The organism is Streptomyces violascens (genome assembly GCF_014649955.1).
In the GTDB taxonomy this organism is placed as follows: domain Bacteria; phylum Actinomycetota; class Actinomycetes; order Streptomycetales; family Streptomycetaceae; genus Streptomyces; species Streptomyces violascens.
Window position 1 is genome coordinate 270,566 of record NZ_BMUA01000008.1, and the last position, 26,807, is coordinate 297,372.

Annotated in this window: 23 protein-coding genes; 15 read left to right on the forward strand and 8 right to left on the reverse strand. The window is 68.0% G+C overall.

All coding sequences use genetic code 11. The features are described 5' to 3' along the window. Positions 1-159: 159 nt before the first annotated feature. On the forward strand, positions 160-372 hold the full coding sequence (locus tag IE206_RS19335) for a hypothetical protein (RefSeq protein ID WP_189963557.1): 213 nt from the start codon (positions 160-162) through the stop codon (positions 370-372). Between the two features lie 43 nt (positions 373-415). Here the strand turns inward: IE206_RS19335 and IE206_RS19340 are convergent, their stop codons facing one another. Next, positions 416-1,255: a hypothetical protein gene (locus tag IE206_RS19340; RefSeq protein WP_189963559.1), complete on the reverse strand. Its 840-nt coding sequence runs from the start codon at positions 1,253-1,255 to the stop codon at positions 416-418. 461 nt (positions 1,256-1,716) lie between these two features. Here IE206_RS19340 and IE206_RS19345 point away from each other — a divergent pair, with 461 nt between their 5' ends. The 5 genes from IE206_RS19345 (at position 1,717) to IE206_RS19365 (ending at position 9,731) form a co-directional block, all read left to right on the forward strand. After that, on the forward strand, positions 1,717-2,070 hold the full coding sequence (locus IE206_RS19345; RefSeq protein WP_189963561.1) for a hypothetical protein: 354 nt from the start codon (positions 1,717-1,719) through the stop codon (positions 2,068-2,070). Between the two features lie 964 nt (positions 2,071-3,034). Further along, positions 3,035-4,225, forward strand: a complete 1,191-nt coding sequence (gene cas7g, locus IE206_RS19350) for a type I-G CRISPR-associated RAMP protein Csb1/Cas7g (protein WP_189963563.1) — start codon at positions 3,035-3,037, stop codon at positions 4,223-4,225. A 4-nt stretch (positions 4,226-4,229) separates the two neighbouring features. After that, positions 4,230-5,699, forward strand: coding sequence for a type I-G CRISPR-associated protein Csb2 (csb2, locus tag IE206_RS19355; RefSeq protein WP_189963565.1), 1,470 nt, complete (start codon positions 4,230-4,232; stop codon positions 5,697-5,699). Beyond that, a complete protein-coding gene (gene cas3g / locus IE206_RS19360) occupies positions 5,696-8,710 on the forward strand; it encodes a type I-G CRISPR-associated helicase/endonuclease Cas3g (protein WP_189963567.1) in 3,015 nt (1,004 codons plus the stop codon). The genes csb2 and cas3g overlap by 4 nt, the downstream gene beginning before the upstream one ends. A gap of 4 nt (positions 8,711-8,714) precedes the next feature. Next, complete coding sequence (locus IE206_RS19365; RefSeq protein WP_189963569.1) at positions 8,715-9,731, forward strand: type I-G CRISPR-associated protein, Cas3-extension family; 1,017 nt, start codon at positions 8,715-8,717, stop codon at positions 9,729-9,731. 577 nt (positions 9,732-10,308) lie between these two features. Here the strand turns inward: IE206_RS19365 and IE206_RS19370 are convergent. Both IE206_RS19370 and IE206_RS19375 read right to left on the reverse strand, forming a co-directional pair. Next, a complete protein-coding gene (locus tag IE206_RS19370) occupies positions 10,309-10,482 on the reverse strand; it encodes a hypothetical protein (RefSeq protein WP_189963571.1) in 174 nt (57 codons plus the stop codon). A 1,635-nt stretch (positions 10,483-12,117) separates the two neighbouring features. Then, positions 12,118-13,005, reverse strand: a complete 888-nt coding sequence (locus IE206_RS19375) for a DUF5655 domain-containing protein (protein WP_189963644.1) — start codon at positions 13,003-13,005, stop codon at positions 12,118-12,120. A 104-nt stretch (positions 13,006-13,109) separates the two neighbouring features. Here IE206_RS19375 and IE206_RS19380 point away from each other — a divergent pair, with 104 nt between their 5' ends. Together IE206_RS19380 and IE206_RS43575 are read left to right on the forward strand one after the other, a co-directional pair. Then, a complete protein-coding gene (locus tag IE206_RS19380; RefSeq protein WP_189963573.1) occupies positions 13,110-13,385 on the forward strand; it encodes a helix-turn-helix transcriptional regulator in 276 nt (91 codons plus the stop codon). Positions 13,386-13,417: 32 nt separating this feature from the next. Next, the gene (locus tag IE206_RS43575; RefSeq protein WP_226600006.1) at positions 13,418-13,588 is read left to right on the forward strand and encodes a DUF6233 domain-containing protein; all 171 of its coding nucleotides are present in this window, start codon (positions 13,418-13,420) and stop codon (positions 13,586-13,588) included. On the opposite strand, the gene IE206_RS19385 is transcribed toward IE206_RS43575, so the two are convergent. Further along, complete coding sequence (locus IE206_RS19385) at positions 13,585-13,746, reverse strand: hypothetical protein (protein ID WP_189963575.1); 162 nt, start codon at positions 13,744-13,746, stop codon at positions 13,585-13,587. The two genes, IE206_RS43575 and IE206_RS19385, sit on opposite strands and share 4 nt — an antisense overlap. 76 nt (positions 13,747-13,822) lie before the next feature. Between IE206_RS19385 and IE206_RS19390 the strand changes: the two genes are divergently transcribed. Then, positions 13,823-14,086, forward strand: a complete 264-nt coding sequence (locus IE206_RS19390) for a hypothetical protein (protein ID WP_226599736.1) — start codon at positions 13,823-13,825, stop codon at positions 14,084-14,086. A 254-nt stretch (positions 14,087-14,340) separates the two neighbouring features. Here IE206_RS19390 and IE206_RS19395 read toward each other — a convergent pair whose 3' ends face one another. The 3 genes from IE206_RS19395 to IE206_RS19405 all read right to left on the reverse strand — a co-directional run bounded on the left by IE206_RS19395 (position 14,341) and on the right by IE206_RS19405 (position 17,279). After that, complete coding sequence (locus IE206_RS19395; RefSeq protein WP_189963577.1) at positions 14,341-14,931, reverse strand: SdrD B-like domain-containing protein; 591 nt, start codon at positions 14,929-14,931, stop codon at positions 14,341-14,343. A gap of 862 nt (positions 14,932-15,793) precedes the next feature. Continuing rightward, complete coding sequence (locus tag IE206_RS19400; protein WP_189963579.1) at positions 15,794-16,552, reverse strand: GAF and ANTAR domain-containing protein; 759 nt, start codon at positions 16,550-16,552, stop codon at positions 15,794-15,796. Position 16,553: 1 nt separating this feature from the next. Continuing rightward, entirely contained in the window at positions 16,554-17,279 is a 726-nt protein-coding gene (locus tag IE206_RS19405; protein ID WP_229853207.1) for an ANTAR domain-containing protein, read from the reverse strand. Between the two features lie 719 nt (positions 17,280-17,998). Here IE206_RS19405 and IE206_RS19410 point away from each other — a divergent pair. Beyond that, positions 17,999-18,160 carry a hypothetical protein gene (locus IE206_RS19410; RefSeq protein WP_189963583.1) on the forward strand — a complete coding sequence of 54 codons (162 nt, stop codon included), beginning with the start codon at positions 17,999-18,001 and terminating at the stop codon, positions 18,158-18,160. Positions 18,161-18,239: 79 nt separating this feature from the next. Here the strand turns inward: IE206_RS19410 and IE206_RS19415 are convergent, their stop codons facing one another. Further along, complete coding sequence (locus IE206_RS19415; protein WP_189963585.1) at positions 18,240-19,709, reverse strand: NB-ARC domain-containing protein; 1,470 nt, start codon at positions 19,707-19,709, stop codon at positions 18,240-18,242. 348 nt (positions 19,710-20,057) lie between these two features. Here IE206_RS19415 and IE206_RS19420 point away from each other — a divergent pair, with 348 nt between their 5' ends. The 5 genes from IE206_RS19420 to IE206_RS19440 all read left to right on the forward strand — a co-directional run. After that, the gene (locus IE206_RS19420; protein ID WP_226599737.1) at positions 20,058-20,426 is read left to right on the forward strand and encodes an OsmC family protein; all 369 of its coding nucleotides are present in this window, start codon (positions 20,058-20,060) and stop codon (positions 20,424-20,426) included. A gap of 37 nt (positions 20,427-20,463) precedes the next feature. Then, a complete protein-coding gene (locus IE206_RS19425; RefSeq protein ID WP_226600007.1) occupies positions 20,464-22,476 on the forward strand; it encodes an FAD/NAD(P)-binding protein in 2,013 nt (670 codons plus the stop codon). After that, complete coding sequence (locus tag IE206_RS19430) at positions 22,476-24,104, forward strand: histidine phosphatase family protein (protein WP_189963590.1); 1,629 nt, start codon at positions 22,476-22,478, stop codon at positions 24,102-24,104. The genes IE206_RS19425 and IE206_RS19430 overlap by 1 nt, the downstream gene beginning before the upstream one ends. Before the next feature lie 123 nt (positions 24,105-24,227). Then, complete coding sequence (locus IE206_RS19435; RefSeq protein ID WP_189963592.1) at positions 24,228-25,754, forward strand: MFS transporter; 1,527 nt, start codon at positions 24,228-24,230, stop codon at positions 25,752-25,754. A gap of 98 nt (positions 25,755-25,852) precedes the next feature. After that, a partial coding sequence (locus IE206_RS19440) for a sodium:solute symporter family transporter (protein ID WP_444545510.1) occupies positions 25,853-26,807 on the forward strand: 955 nt, incomplete at its 3' end.

Sequence of the window (26,807 nt, forward strand, 5' to 3'; positions counted from 1 at the left end):
CTCCAGTTCATGACGAGCCAACGTATCGATTCGCAGGTGAACTCGGCGCTGAAGCAGGTGAGTTAACGGCTTCCCGGAGCGCGGGGAGGGGGCTCGCGCGCCTGACCGCGTATGCCGGAAACTCACCCCGCCTTGTGTTGCCTGAGCGATGCTGAGGACATGACGTCCCTTCAGGTCGCTCCTGGACTGGTCCTGGATCAGGTGTGGGAGCGGTTCGATCCAAGGGTCTTCCTGCGGGGATCCGCGCCGGTCACGAAGGTCCAGGCCGCGTTCCGCTCTGCCTACGGCCTGCCTCGGGTTGACGCGGTCGCGGTCGGCACGGACAACGTCGACCACCTGCGGGAGCTGACCGAGCCCTGGCGTGCGAGGTAGACGAGCACGTGGTCCAGGACTACCGGCAGCTCCTCAAAGCCCGTCAGCCTGCCTGAAGTTCCTGCACCATCTGCTCCGCTGTCTTCCGTGCGAGGGCCAGGCGGGGGTCGTCGGGATCAGCGTAGGGACCAAGGACCTTCGCGGCGACGAACAGCATCATCAGCTTGCCGTCCCGGCTCGCCAGATCATTGCGCCGCTCGGTGCGGACGCGGTCGGCCAGAGGCGGGACGGCAAGGGAAGCCGCCCACAGATTCGCTGCATCCAGGCCGCGCGGTGCCATGCCCCAGTCCTCCCAGTCGAACACGCAGAACACCGGCGCCGTCACATTCGCCCAGTTGAGATCCGCATGGGCTGGACGCCAATCGGTCACCGCCGTATCGATCCCGGGGAAAACACTGTGGATCGTGGCCGTGACCAGTTCCTGCGTGAGGGTCTCAGTATCCGGTGTCGCGATCCGGTTCGTGCACTGCGCAGCGAGGGCCTCCAGCGAGGCATTCAGCGAGGCCCACCACTCCTCGGCCAGTCCCGGATCCTTGGCCACCACGGCGCTCCCCACCGGGGCACCCGGCAGCAGTCCTGTCTCGTCCGCCCGCCAGATCACCGGCTCCGCCTCGTCCCGCCACGCGACACCGGCGAGCCAGGCCGGCTTGGCGATCCCGCGCAGGGCCTCCGCGGACGCGGTGCCGTCCCCGCCCTGAACCCCGATCCGATCCAGCCCACGCCGCTCGATACGCACCCACGTCTCGCGGTCCGTACGCGCCCCCACAGACCGGCGCTTACGCACCACCGTCTCGCGGTCGAGGCGTACCCCCAGCATTCGCTCCACACGGTCCAGTACGGCTTCCACAGGCTCTTTACGCAGATCCACCGAACGCAGCGTCATACGGCAGAACGTACCAAGCCCCCCGCCAGAGCCGAATTCAAAGATCCTTATCAGGGTCTGCTGCACGATCGGTATGGGTGCGGCTCTTTTGCAGTGAGATCGCCGGTCAGGTCAGGAACTCATGGCCGTGCCTCCCGCTGCTCGATCCACGACGATCGAGCAACCCACCCCCGGTCGGTAATCATGCAGGCCATGGCTCGCTGCAAAAGAGCCGCGCTCCGCGGAGTCCACGCACTACGACCAAGTCCTCGGCGCTGGCTGGCCGATGAGTATGGGCCGCCGAGGGCGACGCAGAGGATCCGTAGGCACCCGTTCGATGCGTCCCCCACATCGGTGAATATTCCACTTGCGCTCGCAGAGGCTGAAAACACGCTGGTCAGAGGCTCATAGGGCAGAGGATGTTGGATTCCGAAACGACGTTCTTGAACCTCGGTGCAGCTTCAGACCAGGAGAGGAACAACATGAAGAACACGCCTCTGGTTCGCAGGGCCGCCCTCGCGGCTGGCGCCGCACTTCTCACCGTCAGCCTCGCCCCCGCCGCCAGCGCGGCGGCACCCACCCAGGTCCGTGTGCCCGTGAATGTCTGGGCCAGTGATGTCAACACCCACGCAGACCCCTACACCACCTCGCCGGTCACTGGCCAGGTAGGCCCCGGCGCCATCGAAGCCGTCTGCCAGGCGACCGGCGGCAGCGTCTCCTACGGCTCCTACTACAACTACTGGTGGGCGCAGCTCGACAACGGCAGTTGGGTCTCCGACATCTTCATCTCCGGCGGCAACAACGACGAGCCGGTGCCGGGCATCCCGTTCTGCTGACATCGTCCGACCGCCTGGGGTGCTGGTCCGTCGCAACGGACCAGCACCCCAGCTGCCCTGCTTCACCGCGCAGTTCCCGCCCCGGTCCGAGGCGTGCAGGGCGAGGCTGACCTTGTGCGAGCGGGTCGAGCAAGCGCGTACTGACCTGGAAGCCGGGCTTCTTCTTGGCCTTCAGGGGCTTCTTGCAGACAGAGCCCTTCTTGGCTATCGCTCCTCACCCCCCGTTGCCTCCTGTCCAAAACGGTAGAAGCAACCAGCTGCCGCCAGCCCACCGGCACGAAAGCCCAGCTCAGCCAGCCCTCAACCAGTCACTCGGGAGGAGCCGCACCCGATCGGTATCGTCCCCAACTTTGTCGCCGCAAAGCCGCACTACATCCTCGGCAAACCATGGAGCCACCGCTGGCGGATGCACAGCGCCCCGCCCCAGCCTAGGTCGCGGAGGAACGTCGCAAACCCGACACTCCAAACAGCGATAACCTTCCCTGTGATTCAGGTCACATTGAAATTGAGCCGAAGGTAGCCACCTAGCTCGCCCCGAGACGGATACCGCAGAGACAGCGTTCATACCAACACTGCCCGTGCCTGGCTCAATCGCTGCCGGTGCCGTGCTGTGGCACCCAGCGCAACGACAGCGCGTCAGAGGAGCAGCCCGCGCCCGTCTTTGAGGCTCGGTTAGGGGTGTTGTCACACAGCGAGATGCGTGCAGGACCGCCCGCATCCTGCTCACAGACCGGTGCCTCGAGACGACCCAGGGGCCTCAGCCCGACAGTACCCACGAGCTTTCGCGATGAGCGGCTGGGCACCTTACCTACCGGCACTGACAGCGGGTCATTTCCGCCGCGATAGTGATCGTTGTTGCGCGCCTTCGTCGCTGCTTGCATGACCTCTGCCCCGACCGGCGGGCCCATGTTCTCGTTCGTCGCGCTGGGGCACACACTCCCTCTGCGCAACGGAAGGTTCCGCCATGAAAGATGTCTACGAACGGTTGCTGGACGCTGCGAGCCTGCGGTCTGCAGACGGCGCGATTCGTATCACCGCGCATTACGAACCGCTGGCCGGCGTCGGAACGCCTGTGTCCCCTCCGACGGTGAAGGGGAGGGAGACGAACGCCGCCGCCCATCTTGTCGAGCGGCGGTACGTGGACGGCCTTGCGACCTCGGTCGTTCTTCTCGACCAGCCGCAGTCACAAGCCAACCGGTGCGAAACCGCTCTGCTGGACGCGATTCGGCGGCAGGCCGCGTTCATTCCGCATCTGGAGATGGCGACCGAGTCTCTGGGGGTGCCGGTGCGAATGACTAGCCTGGAAGCCCCCCATCGCTCGCGAGATGCGTACTTCCGAGACTCTGTCGACGGTGCGGGCGTTGCCTTCGATGCAACGGAGCCGGGTATGACTCTGCGCGATGCCTGCCCCGGCGACATGAGCGGGTATCTACGTGAGGCCCCGACTGATCTCATTTACGGAGCGTGGGATTCGCACCGCAAGCGTCGTATCCAGGTGAAGATCCCCCGCGCCTATCGGTCCGAGATGATCGGCATCAAGCCGCTGGTCGGTGTCCGGGGAGCTGGGCGTTTCGACCGTCTCAACCTGGCGGGAGAGACGGTCCAGTTGACCGAGACCGGCTGGATTCCCTCGCCCGCCGAGAAGCCGAAGGCGGGCGTCAAGACGGCGCGCATGTCGGAGCTCGGGCACGGCATGATTCCGCCCTCGGAGGGGCTGGGCGGCGTCTCGGTCACCTCCGTACAGCGCAGCGCCTCGCTGAGCCTGGCGAAACTGGCGATGCTGCGCTTCGGTCCCGTCAGCGACGAGCTGACGCAGGCTGCACGGGCCCTGGTGGCCGCTATTGCCCTCCTGGGCGACCGGCTCGCCTTCGCTGCCCCTGCCCTGCACCTGCGCTCTGGTTGCGAACTGCTGTTGGTGTCCGAGCGCATCGATTGGGTCCAGCGCGGCCGTGACGGGAAGCCGGTGCTCGATGCGCTGGAGCTGTCCACTCACGAAGAGGCGTTGGAGCTGTTCGAGATCGCACGCGATCGAGCCCATGCGGCGGGCGTGCAGTGGGCGACCGAACCGTTGATCTTGCACCCCAACCCGAGCCTTCAGCAGGCGATCGACAAGTCGTATGTAATCGCCGGGGTCGGCGAAGCCGAGAGCGAGTGACCCGATGCCCTTTCGCATCACCGTCGACCTGCTAGACCCTTCCTATCAGGCGTCTACCCTCGATCGCAGCCACGCCGAGTGGCCCCCGCACCCCTCCCGCATCTTCTGCGCCCTGGTGTCCGTGGCTGATCCCACCGATCCTGTCCAGGACGCCGCCTTGTCCTGGCTGGAGCAGCAGCCGCTCCCTGCACTACGGGTGCCGGCTCGCACCACGGAGGCCGAGATCCCGCGGATGGCTTGGGTGCCGACGAACGCCTCGGCGGCCAAGCCCGGTCACGCGGTGCTGCCCGGACGGACCAACGGCGGTAAACCGAAAGTGTGGCCGCAGCGCTCCCTGGCTCAGCCTCGGCTGGAGTTCGTATGGCCGTCAGAGCCACCAAGGGGAGTGTTCACCGTCCTGGCCGAGTTGGCCAGGGCAGTGCCCTACATCGGCCGGGCCGGCGGCCACGCCCTCGTCACCGCCGACACATCAGAGCACTCCGTGGCGAAGGACCGCAGCACCGAGTGGGAAATGTGGCACCCCAGCGATGCAGCCGGCACGACAGCCGATGTGTGCTCTCTGCGGGCCCCCTACCCGGGCTACTTGCAGCGACTGCGTCGGGCACATGAGCAGGGCGATTCCGCTTGGCAGCAAGACCGTATGTTCCCTTACATCCGCCAGGGAGCCACCGCGCCGGATTCCACCCAGGAGCCCAAGGCGGGACCGTTCGAAGACCTGATGACCTTCGCATTCCCACCACGGTTCTCCCTAGACCCCGCGCTGACGGTTGCGGCGACCGGCGCGCTGCGGGAGAAGACGATGGGCTTGCTCGCGGAGGCGGGACACGACGTCGAGGCCATGGTCGCCGTCCACGGCCACAAGACAAAGGGAGACGAGCGCCGCCTCTGCGCCTACCTAGGGCTGCCGTTCGTCGGCCACCCGCACGCCGACGGCCGACTGCGGGGAGTCGCGGTCGCACTGCCCAGTGACCTGGATCCCGCGCACCGCAGAGCGCTCCTGGCCGTGCTCCTACGCATGGGCGGCGGCCTGCGCAAGCTCAAGTTGCCCTGCCTGGAACGCCCCGTATCACTGACCTATGTCCGCGCCGGCGACACGGAAGTCACCTCCCTCAAGTCGGTGATGCCAGAGCAGTGGACGCGGCCCGCGCGCCAGTGGACCACAGCCCTGCCCATGGTCTTGGATCGCTTCCCCCGGGGGCGCGACATCGAGGGCTCGGTGGCCACCAGCTGTCGTCTGGCCGGCATGCCCACGCCTGTTGCAGTGGAGGTCCTGCGCACCGGCGCCTTCGTGCCCGGCGCACCCAGCCTTTGCTCGAATGCGGTACGTCGTAAGGACGGTGAACGGCCGCTTCCCGTGAGGCATGTACGTCTGGCCTTCCCTCAGCCTGTCACCGGTCCGGTGGTGCTGGGGAGCAAGAAGACCTTCGGCCTGGGCCTGTGCGTGCCCTCCGACGCCTGGAAGGCGGAGGCATGAGCTTCACCCCGGAGGACTTTCCCGATTTCGTCGAAGCCGTACACGGCTACCGCCCGTTTCCGTGGCAGGACGCCTACCTCAAGCAGGCTGCTGAGACGGGGGAATGGCGGGACCTGGATGTGCCGACTGGTCTGGGCAAAACCAGCTTGATCGATATCTGGCTGTTTCTGCTCGCTTGGCAGTGCGCCACCGGGCTGGAGCGGAGTGTGCCGCTGCGGCTGTTCTTCGTCGTTGACCGCCGTCTGGTTGTCGACCAGGCGCACGAGCACGCCTGCACCGTCCAGCACGCTCTGCACGGCGCCTCGTACGGCTCCCTCACGGGCCGAGTCGCCCAGGCGTTGCGTGAACTGAGCGGGGAGAGCACCGCTCTGGAAGCGGTGCGGATGCGGGGTGGCGTGGACTGGGCCTCACGCTGGCTGCGCTCCCCCGTCCAGCCCGCCGTGATCACCTCGACCGTGGACCAGTACGGCAGCCGCCTGCTCTTCCGCGGCTATCACACCAGCCCCAGGATGCGGCCTATCGATGCGGCCCTGTGCGGCACCGACGCGCTGCTGGCGGTGGACGAGGCGCACATCGCTCTGCCGTTGCTCACAACGGCCGCCGACTGCACCGCCTACCAACAGACTGCCTCCCACCGCGACTTTGGCCGGCGTGGCGTGCAGGTCGTCAGCCTCTCCGCCACCGGCGCTGCTGATCCCGCGCGCCCGCGCCACAGCATCACCCGCGCGGATCGCCAGCACCCCGTCGCGGGGAACCGTCTCAACGCCCAGCGGCGGCTGACCCTGTGGGATGCGAGCACCCTCGCCAAGAACTCCGCGCTCGCCTTCGCCCAGGCCGCCGAGCAGGCCATGGACGTCATGCTGCCGCTCGTGGCCCGCCCCGTGCTCGGCGTCATCGCCAACACCATCCGCACCGCCCGAGCAACCTTCCAACGCCTGTCCGCACGCGACGACATCGACCTGGTCCTGCTGACAGGCCGCTGCCGTGGTGAGGATCGCGAGCGCCTGCTGAACAGCCGCCAGCTGCGCGAGCTGTTCCAGGGCATCAGCGCCGATCGCGACCGGCCTTTGGTGGTCGTCGCGACGCAGACCGTCGAAGTCGGCGTAGATGTGTCCTTCGCGGGACTCATCAGCGAGAACGCCGCTGCGGCGGCGCTCATCCAGCGCCTGGGCCGTCTGGACCGCACCGGTGCTTTCCCCTGGGCTCCCGCGGTCGTGATCCGCGCCGCAGCGCCGGATCCGCAGGACATCCCGGTCTATGGCCCAGCCGCCCACGCGACTTGGGAATGGCTCACCTCCCATGCCCCTCTCACCACCTGCGCCGAGGACCTCCAGCACAGCCTTCACAAGGGACTGGTCATCAACCCGGCCATGCTGCCCGCCCTGCTGGCAGACACCGAGACCGCGTCGCTGAATGTGCCCGTACCGCGCATTCCCGTCCTGCACCGCACCCTGCTGGACTCCTGGACCCGCACCAGCCCGACCCCGGTGCCCGACCAGCCGACCGCGCCCTTCCTCCACGGCCTGAGCACCACGCCCGAAGACGTCCAGGTCCTGTGGCGCAGCGACCTCCCCACCTTGGGGGGTCAGCCGGACTGGGAGAAGTGGGCCGCTCGCATGGCCCAAGTCCCGCCTCATCCCGGCGAAACCGTCGCCATCCCCGCCCGCCAGCTGCGCCGCTTCCTGACCCAGCCGACCGCCGACGACACCACCAGCGACCTGGAAGGCGCACCGGACGCGGAGGCACCGACCGCGGCCAAGAAACACCAGACGATGGCTCCGGCACTGCGCTACGACGACCGCGACAACCAGTGGATCCCCGCGACAGGCCCCCGCGACATCCGTCCCGGCAGCATCGTCGTCCTGCCCTCGCACTACAGCGGCCACGACGCCTACGGCTGGACCGGTACCCCCGGTGACCCCGTCGTCGACCTCGCCGACTTCCCGCCCCTCACAGACAGCGCACCGACCCGCCTGGACGCCGGGCCCCTGGCACTGCTCGGCGGATTCGACGAGGCCACCGCCCAGGCGGCCACGACGGCCATCACTAGAGCGTCCAAGAAGCTGCTGGCCGGCGAGGACGACGAGTCCATCACCGACATCATCCACCAACTCCTCGACCGGCTTCTGGGCCTGCTGCCGGCCGCAGACTCCGGGCCGCCGACGCCCGGCTCGTACACCGTCGACCTGCACCAGCGCCTCAGCCAGCTCCGAACCATCACCGCCTGGGACACTGCCGCCGACGGGCGCTCGGCCCGCAGGGGCCACGCCATCCTCGACGCCACCGACCCATCACGCCTGCTCCTGGTCCCCGCCCGCCCAAAGGGCGACCGTGTCGAGCGCACCGCTGGCGTCAACGACGATGACGCCGACGGCAGTTCCCTCACGCGCCCCGTCGGCCTGGCCCAGCACGGCAAGGCGGTCGCGGCACGCGCCGCCGACTTCGCCGTACGCCTGGGACTACCCACGGCCCTGGTGGCTGCTGTTGAGACCGGGGCGCACGCCCACGACTGCGGCAAACACCATCCCCGCTTCCAGTGCATGCTGTGCGCCGGCGACCGTCTGCTCGCCGAGTCCCTAGATGAGCCCCTGGCCAAATCCGGCATGGACCCGGCCGACCATACGGGCCGCCGCCGCGCCGCCCGCCTGGCCAACTGGCACCCCGAGCTACGCCACGAAGCACTCAGCGCCCTGGCCGTGCAGGAATGGCTAGCCACCAACCCAGACCTCGCCCAGGGCCTCGATGCGGACCTAGTCCTCCATCTGGTGGCCTCCCACCACGGACACGCCCGGCCACTCCTGCCGCCGGTAACCGATCCCAACCCAGTTGACGTCACCTGTCTCATGCCCGACCAGCAGCACGTGACCGTCAACAGCGCCGCCATGGGCACCGACTGGACAGGCCCCGACCGCTTCAAGGCCCTCAACCGCCGCTACGGCCCATGGGGCCTGGCCCTACTCGAAGCCGTCGTACGCCTGGCCGACATGGCCTGCTCCGAGGAAGGGAGCTAACCCGATGACACACTACGAACTCGAACTGCCCGCCCTGGTCAGCAACTCCCCACTCGGCTTCCTCGCCGCCCTGGGCATCCTCCAGCTCACCACCCACGACCTCGACCAGCCCGCCCGGCTCTCATGGCGCGGCCCGGAGGCACCCGCCGTCCTCCACACCCACCGACCGCTCACTCACCAGGCGCTCGCCGACCTGCTGGGCAGCCACCTGCCGGACGACCCCGCCAAGGAACCCCTACCACTGGTACCCGGCATCCTTTCGCTGCCCCGCACTGGACCCAGCGACGCCCTGCGCATGCCCATCGACACCGCCCTACATCACCTGCGCACCCACACTCAAGCCGAACGCGACCACAACACCCCTACCGCCCACTGGTTCACCGCACTCGTCAACCAACTAGGCATCGCCCCAATCGAGAAGAACACCGGCGACGTCCGCCCCGCACGCGGCAAGCAGCCCGTCCTCTACACATCAAGCACCCCGCTCTTCGGCCGCGGCGGACAAATGACCCTGGCCAACAACTGGGCCAAAGCCGCACAGGAATGCCGTAAAGATCCCACCCACCTGCTCGCCGCACTCACCGCCTGGCGCCGCGTCGACGGCTACGCCGGCGCCAACCTCGACCACCACTCCACCGGCGACGCCCACATGGTCAGCCAAGGCAAACCCACCCAACAAGGCGTCCCCGGCGCCACTTGGCTCGCCCTCCACGCCTTCGCAACCTTCCGCCTCACGGGCGACACCGCCTACGCCCAAACCACCAGCTGGGACCGCGCCACCCCCAACGGCGCCCTCACCTGGCCCATCTGGCAACCCCCACTCACCACAACCAGCATCACCACCCTCCTCGAACACCCCCTCATCCGCACCCCGCACCCCGAACCCGCCAAACTCCACAACCTCGGCGTCACCGCCATCTACGCCGCCCCTCGCACACGCCTCCCACAAGCTGACGGCCCCCTCCAACTTGGCAACCGCACCCACCCACGAACCGCCACCAAACCAAGTTCGGCACCATAAGGTGCCGAGAATCCCCGCAGCCCACCGAAGCCAAATCCCCGAAACGAACCCAGCCACCTCCGCAAGCCGCCCACACCCCACCTCACGTTCCGGAGTGATGCCCGCTCAGTCACCCTGCCTCTGCGGTCTCGAACCACACCACCACCACGGCCTGTACTGGGCGCTGTGCACCCCGGAGCAGCTCGTCCTACCTCTGCGGCTCTGAACCGCAGCACCACCGCGGCATCTGCGTAGTCGTGGTGTGCGGTCTGACCGCGTGCTACCTCTGCGGTTTCGAACCGCAGCACCATCACGGCCACTGGTTCGCGTTGAAGTTGCCCATGGGCATCACCCATATCTGCGGCCGAGTGCCGCAGCACTATCACGGTCTACGGCAGGCGGCCATACCGCTCCAGGCTCTGCTCCAGCTCTGCGGCTATGTACCGCAGCACCATCACGGTTCGTCGTACTGGGGGAGCAGATACTGATGTGTCCAGGCTGTCTCTGCGGTTTCGAACCGCAGCACCATCACGGCCGACGGAGTCTCCGCCAGAAGCTTCGGACATCGCTGCCACCTCTGTCGTCGCCAACTGCAGTACTACCCGGCGGGGTCATCGGTTTCGGCGCATTCCTCATTGCCCTCTGCCTCTGCGGTCTCGAACCGCAGCACCACCACGGCTTGCGCCAGGCTGCGATACCGATCCAGGCTCTGTTCTTCCTCCTCTGCAGCAATCACGCGCAGCACCACCCCATCGACCACAAGGTCCAGCAAGGCCAGAGTGAGTACACACTGTCTCTGCTGTCTCGAACCTCAGCACCATCGCGGAATAGCGGCTATGCCAATCGGCGCAGCTTGAGTGAACCAGCCTCTGCGGTTCGAATCGCCGCACCATCACGGCGGTGTTGGAAAGACCTGTGTCGCCGGCGGCCTAGTCCCGCCTCTGTGGCCACGTACCGCAGCACCACCACGAATTGACGTCCCGGCGCTTCCACAGCGGCTGACTGTGTCGCCTCTGCAGTAAGGAACCGCAGCACCATCATGGCACCTGGACCCCGGAATTCCCTATCGTCGTCCGCTTCGCCTGCATCTGCGATTCCAAAACGCGGCATCACCACGGGTGCGCGTGACTCTATGACCAGGCCCGACAAGACGGCCTACCTCTGTGGGCCCGAATGTCAGCACCGTCTCGGCAAGGCCCGCGTCCGCGAGCTAGCATACGAGGAGTCCGGCCTGTGCGGTTTCGAACCGCAGCACCACCACGGCTGGTAGATCCCCCACTGGGTCTCCTCGGCACTGTTGTACCTCTGCGGTTCCGAACCGCAGCACCATCGCGGGGATCTCCCGCCCAACTTGGACACGTACATCGGAATCTGTCTCTGCGGTTTCGACCCGCGGCACCATCACGGCATCCATGAAGCGATGGCCGACGCTGCCAAGGCCGCCCACCTCTGTGGTCCCCAACCTCAGCACCACCACGGCCGCTTCGGATCACAGGCGTTCAGCATGGCCATGTAGCCCCCGCTGCGGTCCGCGAACCGCAGCACCATCACGGCATCTTCGCCAGGCGCCGGATCGCGTTACCGAACTCGCCTATCTCTGCGGTCGCGAACCGCAGCACCATCTGGGATTGAATCCGTGAGCCTCATCAACAAACACCCAGTCAGAACTCTGCGATCACCTATCGCAGCACTACCACGGCGACCAGATTGGCATCTACGCTGGAGGCCGTCAGTTGCTGAAACTCCGCCCTGACCGCGAGTTCGACGCATGTCTACGGCTCGAATTCGCAGCATCATTATGGCGATGGCACTAGTATCGGCATAGCTGTTGGCCTTGTGTAAGCTCTGCGGCTACCGAGCCACACACCACCACGGCACGCTGAACGTCATTGCCTCGGTCTACCGATATGAGCGCACCTCTGCGGTTCAGAACCGCAGCACCATCACGGCCAGATGTTCAGATCGATATCCCTACAGCCCCCAGTCCAATCCTGCCATTTTATTCCGCTGCACCATCACGGAATCGCCTAGCACATGTCTGTGATGCCGCCACACGCATCAGCCTCGGCGTCACATCCTCTCCACACCCAAGCGGCGAATAAATGGCTACGCCCAACAGCCAACGTCACGGCAACCCGTGGACCTGGGTCGGCTCGCTGATGACCAAGCAATTCTGCGGTGCAGACGACCCATCGGGTCCTACTGGCGGCAGGGCCACTCCTGCTGCCCGGCAGCCACAGCATCAGCGGCAGGGCGGTAGATAGCAGACGATCCCCGGTTACCGAAACCGGGGATCGTCCGCATCATTAGTGGTCCACCGCCATTCCCTGCCCGTCACGTCGAAAGGCCGCACCACGACAACAGCCCACAACTCCACACCCCGCTCGGGCCAGCGGGCAAGAGGTCTCTATGCCGCGGCGTAGCTGAGGCGGAGAAGGTCTCCAGCGCGCTCCAGGTCCCGCTCCGTACGCAGCTGCAGCTCCAGGTCCCCCGTGCCGTGGTGGCCGAGCCCCGTCACGTCCCGGGTGAAGCCGGGGATGAGGTCGGCCTCCTTCGGGTCGGCCTTGAGGTAGACGAGGAGCTTGGTCTGCTGGGGCACGCAGACGCTGGCGAAGTTCCGTAGCCGTCGATAGGCGCGGTACTGCTTGCGCTGTACCCGGGTGACGCCGTCGCCGAGTCCGACCAGGACCTCGTCGACCGCTTGGGCCAGCTCGGCCATGGCACTGCCCTGCTGCCGGACCGGCGGCGCCCCGGGCGCGCGGCTGCGTACCCGCTGGGCCTTGGCCCGGTGCCCCGTGACCGAGGCCACGGTCTCTAGGCCGAAGTGGTCTCTGCCGAAGTAGCGGTAGCGGACCAGGTCAATGCTGCGCCGGTGCTCGCGTACGGCGTGCGCGTCGTAGCGGGTGAAGTCGCCGGCCACGCAGATCAGCCGGGGAGCGCTCCACCGGATCTGGGACGCAGCCGTCACCCCGAGCCGGTCGCGGACCAGGTTCCGGAAGGCATCCTTGTGGGCCACGAGCCAGGCCATGTAGTAGAGGCCCTGGTTGATCACGCCGGCGTCGGTGCCGCGCTTGTACTCGACGATCACGGGTGCCCCGTTCTCGTCGAGCCCCAGCGAGTCGATCCGTCCGCCATCAACGCAGTCGATGACGAACTCGCTCGCGAGGAACCTGACGCCCAGCATCGTCTCCATGTGCGCCTCGAGGAGGTCCTGCACATCCGCCTCGACCACGGCCAGACGCGGCATCACCTCGGCCACACCACCTGCCGTGCTGAATAGCTTCAGACCGACCACTCCCCCACTCGCCATCACGATGCCAGAGGGGAACGCCGCACCGCCCAGGGATATTTCCGCCACCACCGCCGTTTCGAATTCGAGAAGGGATCAACGAGCACGACATGCACCACCACGACAACCCACCGCAGAGCGTTCCCTCCAGCCCCGCCTACATCCGCGCCACGTGGGGCGGTACAGGCAGCGTCGAAGAAGCCTCCGCAGCCTTCGGGTTCTCCCGGGCCAAGGGCTACGACCTGGTCCGCCGCGGCGAGTTCCCCTGCCGAGTACTACGCATCGGCCGCAGCACCCGCGTCGTCACCGCCTCCCTGCTCCGCGTCCTCGACAGCGGTGAACCTGAGTACAGCGGAACCCGTGACGCACACACCGCGCCAGCGTGACCCACTACGCACAGAAGCCCCCGCCGGAAGAGATGCTCCGGCGGGGGCCCAACCCCAAGACTGTGCACGTCGACAGATGCGGCATGACGCACGGCACCGCCAAAGCCCTCAGCTGCGAGCAAGCCCTGCACCCCCTCGCCAACGGCATCCCCGTCTGCGAGTTCTGCGCCCCGAGACCGAGCCCGGGGTGCTGGATTAACTAGCAGTCGTCGTCCCGCTCGGCCTGCTCCATCGCGGCGATCGTCCGCTTTCGCCAACACCCAGACGGCACGACCGCCACCAGACCCAGCAACATCAGCACGCCTACACCCAGACAAGCGACCACCAGGCCGATCGCAGCCATGACGGCCATGCTTCCCATGCCACACCCCCCCTGATCACGAAGGGTGGCCAGGCCCGCGGCTGCGATCATCGGCCCGACGTCGCACCCTGGATCTATGGCCAGTGCGCGGATCGTCGTGCACCGGCCGCGCGGCACCGGCGGTCGGCGGGTAAGTGCCGACGCCCGCCTGCTCGGGCCAGCATTCAACGACCGCGATCTCGTCGAAATCCTGCGGCGCGCCGGTATCGACGAGACGACCGCCGAGGACTGGGTTGCAGGCGACTCCTCCAGGATCGAATGGCGCGGCGGCAGGCCCATCAGTACAAGCCGGCGTAACGCGGGCCACGAGTGTGCCCGGAGGGCTCTCGCGACCGCGTGAGAGCAACTGCGAACGGGGTTGGGCCTCCCTCCCCTCCGGGCCCAACTTCAAGCTGCCCATCACAGCGCGCGCGACACGCCCCCAGGGTCCGTGCACTCGACCGAGCAACAGTCAGAGCACTTCGCTGACGTCCGGCCTTCCCGCCATGGGAGTGCGAGGCAGTGACCAAGCCGCATACTCGACACGAGGCCGGCCCGTCCCCACCGTCCCGCGAGCAGTCCCGCCGGTCCCGCCTGCCGGTAGCTATGAGAGCGCTAGCTCTCGTCTGCGAGTCCCGCATCGATCGTCGGCTGGATGAAGGCCGCTGACACACCGTCACTACCGACCGCGGGGCGCTCACCCGGCACAGGGAGAGGGAGACCGAGCCTGATCGTCGCTGTCGTCCCGGTCCTCGGGTCCGGGTTCGAGTCTTTCAAGAAACTGCCCCCCGGTGCCGACTGCGTGGTGAACCTGCTTCCCGCAGGGAGTTCGCTGAAATGCACCTTGTACTGCCCATGGGCCAGGTTGTCGAATGCGTAATGGCCGTTGGCGTCGCTCGCCGTGGGCTGGACCGTGTTTCCGTCGGCGTCCTTGGCCGAAGCTCCGGTCGCCGTCAGCAGGGAGACCTTCACGCCCGCAACACCAGGTTCGCCGGTGTCCTGCCGTCCGTCGCCGTTCTCATCAAACCAGACGAAGTCACCCAGCGCGTATTTGATCAGCGCACTCGCCGCGGTGGCGGAGGCGGGGCCCGTCGGGCGGCCGACGAGGGGCAGGTGAGCCGTGGTGGTGCCGGACGGCATCGCGACCGCGCGGCCGCCGGTGACGGCTTGCCCAGCGTGAGCCGTGCCCACCACCGCGATCGGCATCAACAGGCTGCCGGCCGCGGCCAGCAGGCTGACAGCGGTCCGGGCCGCCGGACGGCGCGGCGCCCGCGTACCAGGGCCGGAGCGTGTCCAGGTTCGGTTCACCGTGGAGCCTTTCCGTTCGGGGCAGGTGGATCGGCCTGTTTCCCCGCCCCCGTGACGCTCACTTACGCGGAAACTTCCGTCTCGCGTAAATTGCCCCAAGGACTCATAGGTATGTAGTCATCACTCCATCAAGCGGCATAGTGGACACCAGTCCCCATTCGCTTCTGCCGACATCGCAGCGCCCCAACCCGCTTCGCCGCGAACAGTCACGGATCAACAGAGCCTCAACGCAGGCCGCCGTCCAGGGCGGACATGTGCCGATTCGGACCACGCTGTCGGGACCCCCACCGAAGTGGGCAACGCCCGCCCCGGCCCTTTCCGGTCCCGGCTGTTCGCAGCGCGTCGGGCAGTTCAGCGCGTCGGCTGATTTTCGTGCCCGGGTGGCTGGTGGGGGGGCGGGGAAGGCGGCGTGGATCCGGAAGCCGCCGTCGTCGAGGGGGCGGGCCAGGAAGGTGCCGCCGAGCAAGTGGGCACTTTCGCGGAGACCGGTGAGGCCATGCCCGCCGGAGACCACCATGGGTGGCCTCGCGCCAAGGCCAGGGGTCCCCTCTCCGTCCTTCTGGTTCGGCGGAGACCGATGAGGAACAGGACGCCGGGCAGGGCATGTGGTGGCACCTCGTCGACCGAAGGGCGCGGCGCGCCCGAACTGACGGAACCCACTCCAGGAGCCCGCTGAAGCCCTTACCGCAGGGCGTACGACGGGCGTTCTGAGGGAGCCATCGCCGGAAACGAGGAGAAGGCCGGGTCGCACCGGTTCTTCCTACTCCGCACGATCGAGGGTGTCGGGGGCCAGGCGGCGGGCGAGGAGATCGCGGGCGAGGTCGGACAGGGGGTGGCCGTAGGTGGCGGCGTGGGCTCGCAGGCGGAGGAGAGCCTGGCCCATGGGGATGCCCAGTTCACTGGCGAGGAAGCCGGTGGCCTGGTGGACTTCGGCGCGGTACAGGCGCAGGCCGGTGACCGCTCCGCCGTCGTCGGCCGAGGTGATCAGCTCGGTGTACAGCAGGTGCACCAGGGTGCGGCCCACACGGTCAAGTCCGCGGCGTTGGGCGGGGGTGAGGGGGCCGGGGGCCGTTCGGTAGCCGGTGAGCACGCCGATGGTGGCGGCGCCCAAGCGCAGAGGGGCGGCGATGAGGGCGCGGACCGGGGTACGTGCGGCGGCCGGCAGGAAGAGAGGCCAGCGGGCCGGGTCGGCGGCGGGCAGGTCCGGTTCGGACAGGGTGCGGCCCTGCTTTACGGCTTCGAGGGCGGGGCCGTCGCCCAGGGTGTACTGCAGGTTGTCCAGTTCGGGGCCCAGGCCCTCGGCCGGGTCGCACCACAGCAGTTCGAGGTGGCCGTCGGCGGCGAGCATGTTCAGGGTGAGAGCGTCGAGGCCGAGCAGGCGGGCGGCCCCGGGAGGGACGGCGGTGTCCGGGCCGTGTCCGTTGCGGGCGGCCAGGTGTGCGCGGGCCAGTAATTCGCTCAGCCCGTCCTTGGGTGGCGGGGCGGCGCCGGAGGCGGCGTCCCGTTCCTCGCGCGTCATGTCACGACACCGTGTCGAGCTCGGCCGGGACGGATCCTCGCGTGATCTGGGCTGCCAGTTCGGTGAGTTTCTGCTGTCGGGAGCGTGCGTGGCCGCGCAGCCGCACGAATGCCTCTTCCACGTCGATGCCCAGACGGGAAGCGAGTACGCCCTTGGCCTGTTCGATCACGATGCGGGACTCCAAGGCTGTCTCCAGCTCACAGATGACCTCGTCCTTGGCGAGGAGGGTCTGGCGGTGTTGCAGGCAGACTCCGGCAGCATCGGCCAGGACCTGTGCCAGGCACAGGTCCTCCCGCGTCGGCACACGTCCGGTGCTGAGCAGGTTGAGGGCGCCGAGCGGGTGCTGCGGGGTGCGCAGGGGCACGGCGGCGACGTTGGTGATGCCGGCGGCCAGCGCGCGTGGGGTGAAGCGGGGCCAGCGCCGGCGGCTGGGGCGGTCGGCGCGCAGCAGGACCGGGGCCAGGGCGTTGCCCGTGCGGGTGCTGTCCACGCAGGGGCCTTCGTCCAGTTCGAGTTGGTCCTCCTCCAGGCGGCGGCACGTTTCGTCGGAGGCGGTGACGTAGTCGACCTGTCCGGTCTCGTCGAGGATGGTGACCCCGGCCGAGCTCACGCCCAGCAGGCTGACCGCGTGCGTGGTCAGATCGTGCAGCAGTTCCAGTACGTCGAAACCGTCCGCGCGGGCGGCCAGGTCGACCACGGCCTGGGCGGCGAGGACGTCGTGTCGCATGGCAGACATCGGAAAGTCCGTTCCGTCGCCTCCCGGACACGTGGCAGCGAGCAGGGGCCGGGCCCGCGGGAGAACGCGCTGAGAGGCGCGCCGAAGTAGGGCCGACTGCAGAGAGCCGTGTGGTGCCCGCTGACGGAAAGCTCCGGACGTCGCCTCGATTCCTGCCTGCCCGCCCGAGTCGTCACTGTGGCCAGTTCCATCCCGCCCGGACGACTCACGGTACGCAACCGAGCGTAGCCCCCTCCCAGCGGCAGAGAGCCGGCTTCGGAGCCGGAAGTTCAGCCATCTTTTGCACCGGCCACGGGAAGGGCCTGGCAGCGACACCGAACTGGCCACCCCACTGACCGGGTGATGACCTGGAGGGAGTCACTCTGCTGCTCGCAGCCGCCAACCTCGACCCACGCCGCGACACCGCCCCCGACCGACGCTGGCTTGCCCGCCCGCTGTCGAACTGCTGAACCTCGGCTGCGGCCCGCCTCCGTGTTCCACTGCCTCAGTGTCTCGCCGCCGTGACTGAGCTTCCACCGGTGCGGTGATCTCGGCGATGTGGTGCCCTCGAGGAACTCGACGTGGATGGCGCCAGCCGACGGGGACACAGCGGCCGCTGCCGTAACTGGCCCGCTGCGGTGGCGGACTTGGCGGCCAGTCGTGCGGGGCTTGGCCGCTCACCCGGTTTCCGGCTGGAGGGCTTGGCGGGGCCGCGGGTCGCATGTCACCAGGTGCGCTGGACCCGCGTGGTGTCCCTCGACACGCACCTCGCCAACATCGGCAGCCGTTCGGCGTTCCTCACCGAGGAACGCCATCGGCTACGCGAAGCCCTCCCGGGCGACGCGGTGGAGGAGACCTACCTGGCCGGTCTGCTGGTGGCCGCTCGACCATAGCCCTGCGTGGCATCCCCGAGGACCGGCCGGGACGACACGGTCAGGTAGAGATGTCGAATGGTCGACCGCCGTCAGACAGTTACGCGGCCAGGGCCTGGTGCCCGTCCGGGCGCGACGGCAGCTTTACGTCAGCCCATGCCTCCGCATGCTTGAAGCGCCTGGGCCGCGCGCCCCGGCCCGGCTGGCGCGCCGGGAGGGGGGCGGAGGAGTTGGCTGCTGTCCGGTTTTCGTAGTGTGCGAGCACGCGGCGCAGCGCCTGTCTGATGTGGCTCGCCGGCTCGTCGATGCAGATGCGCTCTTCGGCGTAGGCGTGGACCAGATCATGGAGTCGGTACCATCCGGGCCCGGTCCGTTCGGCGAGGTGTGCCGCAGCGAGCGTGTCGAGGTTGCGTCGGGCAGTCGCGACGGGCTGGTCGGCCAGGGCGGCTACCGCGTGGACGTCCAGTTCGTGCGGGGGGTGCAGGGCCAGCAGTCGCAGCAGCCGTCGAGCTCCTGTGGGCAGTTGCATGTCGGAGGCGGCGAGCGAGGCTCGGGCGCCGCCTTCCATGGCCAAGGTGGTCAAGGGTTCGCGGTAGTAGTCGGCGAGCGCCCATGCGGGGTGTTCCCGCATATGGCGACCGATGATCGACAGGGCGAGTGGGTGATGGCCCAGCAGGTCGGTGATGCGGTGGGCGGAGGCGGCGTCGGACCCCAGCCGTTGCGCTCCTGCGACCGTGCGCAGGAGTTCCAGGGACTCGTCGGGGCTGAGCGTGGGGACCGGAAGCTTCGTCAGGCCGTCCAGGCCGCGCAGGGTCTGGCGAGTGGTGATGACGGTGCGGCACGTCCGTGCTGTTCCGGGCAGCAGGGGGCGCAGCTGGTCCTCGTCGGCGACGTCGTCCAGCATCACCAATGCTTGGGTGTCTGCGAGGAGTTGACGGTAGAGGGCCGCTCGGGCGTCGAGGCCGTAGGGGATCCGGTCACCGCTCACGCCCAGCAGGCGCAGGAAGGACTCCAGCACGGCCGTCGGGTCGGCCGCTGGGCCGTCCACGCCGCATCCGCGCAGTTGGGCGAAGAGCACCGGGCCCGCTATCTTTCCTGCCGCGATGAGGCGGTGTCCGATGTGGAAGGCCAGCGCGCTTTTGCCCGCCCCTGCCATCCCTTCGAGGACTACGGCCCGGCCTGCGCCCCCGGCGCCGAGCAGCGCGTCGGCTTGTCGCAGCAAACCGGCCCTGCCGATGAGCGGGGGTCGGGTGTCGGGGAGCCGGTCGTAGGCGCTGACCTGGGCGGCCGCCTCGGCCTCGCCGAGCACGGCGCGCAACGCCTGGCGCCAGGCGGAAAGGGAAGCCTCGTCTCCCTCGACGAGCGCGTGCACCACCGCAAGGAGCAGGTCGGTGTTGGGCCGGCGGCGGCCGACCTGGAAGCAGTTGCCCACCGTGGACCGGGCGGGCCACTCGCTGCGTGGCCGCCCGGCCTTGTGCCACGCGGTGTGGACGCGCCGCGTTATCTCCGTGATCGACGGGTTGCCCGCCCATGCCTTCAACAGTCTCAGTTCCGCGATGAATTCATCCATCGTGCGAGCTCTGCCCGGATCCAGTGCCTGCGGCACGAATACCCCTCCCCCGGGGACAGTTCTGACCTGAACTACTTGGAACGTTCGTTTCAAGTTAGGAGGAGGGCGCCCGCAACTGTCAAGCCAGTTTCACGCCTTGAGCCCCTGCTCGGGTCCGCGTCCAGGATCGTCCACGATCCACCCGGGCCCCGCCGTCTGTCCTGATGCTGAGTGTCGATTACTCGTCAGCACCGGTGAGGCAGCGCCGCCTTCCGTGCAGCGCGCCAAGCGCCAGATCCAGCCCCAGACAGGAGTCAGTGCTCCCTCATGCCCGGAATCGGTGTATCGCTCAGTCCCGCCGGAGGAAGCGTGTCCGTCGGCCACGCCCGCGACCACTCGGTCACCATCGACCGGCCCAAGGAGAAGGACGGGACCGACGCCGGCCCGATGGGCGGAGAGCTGCTTCTGCTCTCCCTCGGCGGCTGCTACCTCAGTACGTTCCTGGCCGCACTGCAGGCCGAGGATCCCGAAGCCGACGCCCGGGATGTGCACGTGCGGGTCGAGGGCACCCTCGTCCCCGCGCCGACCCGCTTCTCGGAGATCGCCGTGACGGTGTCCGCGCCCGCCGCCCTGCGCGATCTGATCTCCAAGCCCCTACTCAAGGCCGAGCGAGGCTGCATCGTCCACAACTCGATCCGCGACGCCATCGCCGTCCACTTCACCCACGCGTGGTTCTGACGCTTCCGTACCCCAAGGAGACAAAACCGTGGAGAACATGACCGTGGAAATGCAGCACGCCCCCTTGCACGACGGCGTGCAGACCACGATGCCCGCCGCAGTCACCGCCGCCGAGCGCATCACCATCGTGGGAGCCGGCTTCTCCGGCACCCTCACCGCCATACGGCTGCTCCAGTTCGCCCAGTCGCCACTGGAGATATGCCTGATGGAGCGCGAGGAGGGATACCGCTACGGCGGCCTCGCCTTCGGCCAGGCGTCCACCAACTGGGAGCACATGCTCAACATCCAGGCCGGCCGCATCACCCTGCGCCGCGAGCGCCCCGAGGACTTCCTGGAGTGGGCCAACGAGGAGGCAGACCGCTCCAGTTGGCCACTCACGTGGCAGTACCACACCTTCGGTGTGGCCTGCGTGGTGCCCCGGCGGATTTTCCGGCAGTACCTCGCCGAACGGCTGCGCGGCGCCGTGGCCGATGCCCGCCCCGATGTCTCCCTGCGCGAGCTGAGCGGCGAAACCATCGACGTACGGGCCGAGGGTGAGCGCTATGTGGTCAAGTACGCCGATGCCGGTCCGCAGGGCGCCATCCACGAATTGCCGTCCGACCGGGTGATCCTGGCGACGGGGCATCTGGCCCCGGTCCAGGCACCCTTCTACCACCAGGTCAAGGACTCCGACCGCTTCATCGCGGACCCCTACTCCCCCGATGCCCAGGAGCGCTTTGGGGCCGTGGGCCCCGACGAGACGGTGCTGGTCACCGGCTCGGCCCTGTCCTCCTTCGACACCGTGGTCTCGCTCGTCCACTCCGGGCACACCGGGCAGATCCTCATCTGCTCCCGCGGCGGCCACATGCACGACACCTACCCGACCGACCACGAGCACGACATCTGGCAGGCCCGGCGCCCCCCTTTCCTCGATACCGAGAACCTCACCCCGGAGGCGGTCGTCGAGGGCATCAAGGCGGAGTACGCCCATCTGCGCGCCGAGCACGGGCCGGGCGGCAGCGGCAGCGCGCACGACGCCGTCTTCGCCGAGCGCGTCATGAAGGCGTGGGAGCCCTACGTCATCGAGCTGGTGTCCCGGATGGACGGCGCCGATGTGCGGATGCTCCTCGACAGGTACAAGAGCCTGATCGTCACCAACCGCACCAGCACGGTGCGGGAGATCGGCAGCGTGGTCCGCGACCGGATGCGCGGCTTCAACGGAGCTCCCAAGACGGTCAGCGTCGTAGCGGCCGGCATCCAGGACATGCGGCTGGTCGAGGACGGCACCAGGATCCGCGTGGTCTTCGCCGACCGGGACGACGTGATCGTCGACCGCGTCGTCAACTGCCTGGGAAACAACACGGATTACGAGCGGACGGGCCATCCGCTGTGGAGCGCACTGGTCCACGGCCGGAAGTTCGCACAGCCCCAGTCGAAGACCCACCGGGGCATCGAGGTCGGCCAGCACGGACAGCTGGTCACCGCGGACGGCGAGACGGCGCGCGACCTCTTCTGCGTCGGCCCGATGCGACAGGGCGACGAGACCACCCGGCGCGGCCGGCTCGGCGCCTTCGTCTTCAGCATCGGCACCTTGCGCAACCAGTGCTTCGACACCGCCATGGAAGTCCTGCGCCGTGTCAGGTCGGCGAGCGACGGGGAGCAGATGAACATTCCGGAAGGGATCCACCACTGCCTGACCCGCAGCAGCGACTGGATCGTCAGCGACCTGCGCCTGAGGGCCAAAGAGGCCGACGTCGAGCGGCTGCGGCACCGGATCCTCAGCTACGCCCGGGAAACCGCCTACCCGCACACGGTCGACCTCCTCCAGGCGGAGGACCGCAGCGAGCGCGAGAAGCACCGGGGCATCCTCGGCGAGGACTTCGCGCAGTTCGGGTCCGCCCTCGCCCGTGAGTTCGGCCTGAGTGCCGAGCAGGCCCGGCGGGCCGTGTCCCTGCTGGCGACGGTCGTGGAGAAGCACGCGGTGCACAACCTGTGCGACATCACCAAGCTGGCGGGCTGGGACGCGCAGTACGGCGACCAGGTCAAGCACGCGCCGAAGAAGGACGCCTGATGGAGACCGCGCACGACCAAGCTCTCCTGAGCCGGCTGTTCATGGTCCGGCACGGCGAATCCACCTGCAATTCCGTGCATCGCATCGCAGGCCAGCGCGATGCGCCACTGACGATCCTGGGGCGCATCCAGGCCGAGCAGGTCGCCCGGCGCCACCGCGGCCAGGACTTCGACCGCGTCTATGTCTCCCCGCTCACCCGGGCCTTCGAGACTGCCGGGATCATCTTCGACGACCGGGGCGAACAGGCACCGGAGGTCATGGTCGACGACCGCCTGATGGAACGCGACTTCGGCAGCTACACCCTGGAGAGCAAGTCCATCCTCCAGCGCCGGCACGGCATCGCCGAGTACGAGCGCGCCATGAACGCCGACAGCCCGACCCTGTCCGGCGGCGAGACTTTCGGGCAGTTCACCGCGAGAGTCAGGGAGTTCTACGAACAGGAACTGCTGCCCGCCTTGCGCCGCGGCGACATGGTCTGCGTGGTGTCGCACAAGTACGTGGTGGAGCTGATCTGCCGGTTCATCCTGGCCCGGCCCGCAGACGAGTCGTACGACCTGCGCCTTCCCAACTCGCAGATGCTGCAGGGCGATCGCATCCACAGCTATGTGAAGAACGAGAACGAGACCATGAACATGGTCTACGACTGGATCGTCGTCAACCATCCCGTCGTGTTCTGCGCGGGCCTGGCCGCCGGGCTCCTCGGCAACCTGGCCGGGCTGCGGATGTCCACCTCGCCATATCTCCTTCTTCTGCTGCTCGTGGTGGCCAGCGTCATCACGATGTGCCGCATCGAACTGGAGAATGCCCGCACCTTCGTCACCGACCGGGGCATCCTGCGTTCCGTCGCCCTGCGCTACATCGCGCTGCCCGTGGCCTTCGCAGCCCTGGTGCACTGGTGGGGCGCGGGCAGCACCAGCACGGCGGTGTTCACCGCGATCTTCCTGGCCACCCCCAGTTCCGTGGTCGCCATGACGGTCAGCCGCTGCCTCGGCGGAATGATCATGCCGTCGTTCGCGCAGGTGCTGCTGTCGTCGCTGGCAGCCACGTTCTCATTTTCCGTGGTGCTGGCCCTGACGCTGCGCGAGGGTGTGGTCCCTGCCGTCGCGATCAGCGCGGCCACGTCGACCGGTGTGGTCTCCGCCGCGTACCTGCTGGTCCGCCAGCTGAGGCAGCGTGCCCCGATCCGTACTGCCAAGTACGGCGAACGCAACGGCTACGTGGCCGTGCTCCTGCTCACCGCGTTCATCGTGCTGGTCTCCCTGAAACTCCATCTGAGCGCCGCCACGACCTATCTCCCAACGGCTCTCGGCATCGCCCTGGGGCTACGGCTGGTGGCCGCGCTGTTCCAACGCCACCGGCACGTCCAGGCTCTCGACGACTACACGGCCATGACCTACCCGAACATCTTCGTGGTCGTCATCATCGCCGCGCTGACCGGCAACACGGCTCTCGAGCAGGTGGCGATCTGGACGCTCCTGCCGATGTTCGTGCTGTCGTTCTTCGACCAGTGGTACGCCAGGTTCCTCGTGGTCGCACCGGACGATGCCCGCTGGCCTGCCGTCCTCGGGCTCAAAGACCACCCGCCGACCCACGAACCCTCCACTGGCTCCGTTCCGGCGCGTTCCTGAACGGGCGACACCCCAGAGGGGCCGGGCTGCTCGCCAGTTGACCTCGGCTGTAAGCCGCGCCGCCCGGCCCCGTGCTCACACCAGACCCGGACCCATTTCTGGGCACTCGACGAGGAGTTGACGATGTCCCCGCCACCCACCTCCCTGATACCCCGACCACTGCTGTTCTGGAGCGGCGTCGCCCTGACGTGTGCCGGAGTCGTCGAACACCTGTGGATGTTCATCGATTCCGCTCCCATGGATTTCGACATGTCGATGATGCGCATGACGCCGGCGATGTGGGCGTCCATGGCGGCCATCGTCGCCGGTGTGGTGCTCTCCGGGATCGCCCTGCTGCCGCCCTCCGGAACAGGCCCCGCCGCCGCTCCCGCCCCGGCGCCGCCTACCACGGCGAGCCGGCGCCGCCTGATCGCCGTGCTGAGCTTCGCCTTGATCGTGGACCAGATGAAGCCGGCCACCCTGGCCTTCGTCGCCCCCGGCATGCGCCACGAGTACCACCTCAGCGCCGCCCAAGTGGCATGGCTGCCCACCGTGGCACTGACCGGCACCGTCCTCGGCTCGCTCATCTGGGGCAGGGCGGCGGACCGCATCGGACGCAGGGCGACCATCCTCATCGCCTCCCTGCTCTTCCTCGGCACGACCGTATGCGGCGCCATGCCGAGCTTCAGCGGCAACCTCATCATGTGTGCGCTGATGGGCATGGCCGCCGGAGGAATGCTGCCCGTCGTCTACGCCCTGATGACCGAGAGCCTTCCACCGGGCCGGCGCGCGCCCATCATGGTGCTGCAGGCCGGCCTGACCACCACCGGCGGCTACATGGCCGCCTCCGGTCTCGCCGCGGTGCTGGTTCCCCTGGCCGGCTGGCGCATGCTCTGGTTCGCCCAACTGCCCCTGGTTCTCGCCCTGATCGCACTGAACCGGTGGATCCCGGAATCCGCCGCCTTCACTTCACAGAAGCAGCAGTCCGAACGTGTCCCGGCGTCCGCCCTGTTCCGCCGGCCACAGACAGTCAAAACGCTGATCGTCAGCGCGTACGGACTGGCCTGGGGACTCGTCTACTGGGGCTTCATCTCCTTCCTCCCCAGCCAGCTGGCAGCCTCGAACAAGCACGGCATGTCCGCCGCCATGCTGCTGTTCATCGCCTCGCTGCTGTCCATCCCCACCTGCGCGGTAGCCGCCTGGCTGTACACCCGCTGGTCAGCCAAGGGCACCATGGTCGCCTACGCCACACTCACCGTGACCGCCCTGCTCGCACTGGCCGTCATCGGCCTCAACGGCAGCAGGCCCCTCATCCTGACCACCGTCATGCTGCTGTTCGCCGGCACGGCCGGCGTCATCGCGCTCCTCGGCCCCTACACAGCCGAGATCTTCCCCATATCCATCCGCGGCACCGCAGGCGGATGGGCCGCAGCCGTCGGCAAATCCGGCGGAGCCTTCGGACCACCCCTGATCGCCCTGGTGCTCTCAGCACCCGGAGGCATGCGCACCGCCGCGGTCTTCGTCGCCCTCCCCATGGCCGCAGCAGCAATCGCCGTAGCCGCCCGCGGAAGCAACCCACGAACACCACACACCTCCTCCGCCGGCACAGCAATCGACACCGAACTCAACAGCCTTCTGCACAACGAAACGGCCTCCGCCCACGAGCGGTGAGGCCATGTTCCTGCGTCCGCCGCCCCCGTCCACTCATACGATCGATCGGAGCAGCCCATGTCATTCACCCGCTCACCCCTCATAGTGAGGAGGGCAAGGTGAAGGGCGGCGTCAACGGCGTCGCGCTCGCCGTCTTCATCTTCTTCTTCCTGGCCGTCACCGTCATGGGCTTTCTCGCTGCCCGCTGGCGCAAGCCCGACAATGAGCACAGCCTCGACGAATGGGGCCTGGGCGGGCGGTCGTTCGGAACCTGGATCACCTGGTTCCTGCTCGGCGGCGACGTCTACACCGCCTACACCTTCGTAGCGGTCCCCGCGGCAATCTACGCAGCCGGCGCCGCTGGCTTCTTCGCCGTCCCGTACACGATCCTGGTCTACCCGCTGATCTTCACGTTCCTGCCGCGCCTGTGGTCGGTCTCGCACAAGCACGGCTACGTCACCACGGCCGACTTCGTGCGCGGCCGCTTCGGATCCAAGGGGCTGTCCCTCGCCGTGGCGTTCACCGGCATCCTCGCCACGATGCCCTACATTGCGCTCCAACTCGTCGGCATCCAGGCCGTGTTGGACGTGCTGGGTATTGGCGGCGACGGCTCGACGAACTGGCTCGTGAAAGACCTGCCGCTCCTGATCGCCTTCGGCGTACTGGCGGCATACACCTACTCGTCCGGCCTGCGCGCCCCCGCGATGATCGCCTTCGTGAAGGACGCACTGATCTACATCGTCATCGTCGTGGCGATCATCTACATCCCGATCAAGCTGGGCGGCTTCGACGCCATCTTCCACAAGGCGGGTGACGCCTTCGCGCAGACCAATCCGGCGACCGGCAACCCGCGCGGGGCACTGACCAGCGGTCCGGACACCCAGTGGACATATGCGACGTTGGCACTGGGCTCCGCGATGGCCATGTTCATGTACCCGCACTCGATCACCGCGACGCTGTCCTCGCGCAGCCGCAACGTGATCCGCCGCAGCACCACCGTGATGCCCCTCTACACCCTGATGCTGGGCCTGCTCGCGCTGCTCGGCTTCATGGCGATCGCGGCCGGGGTCAAGG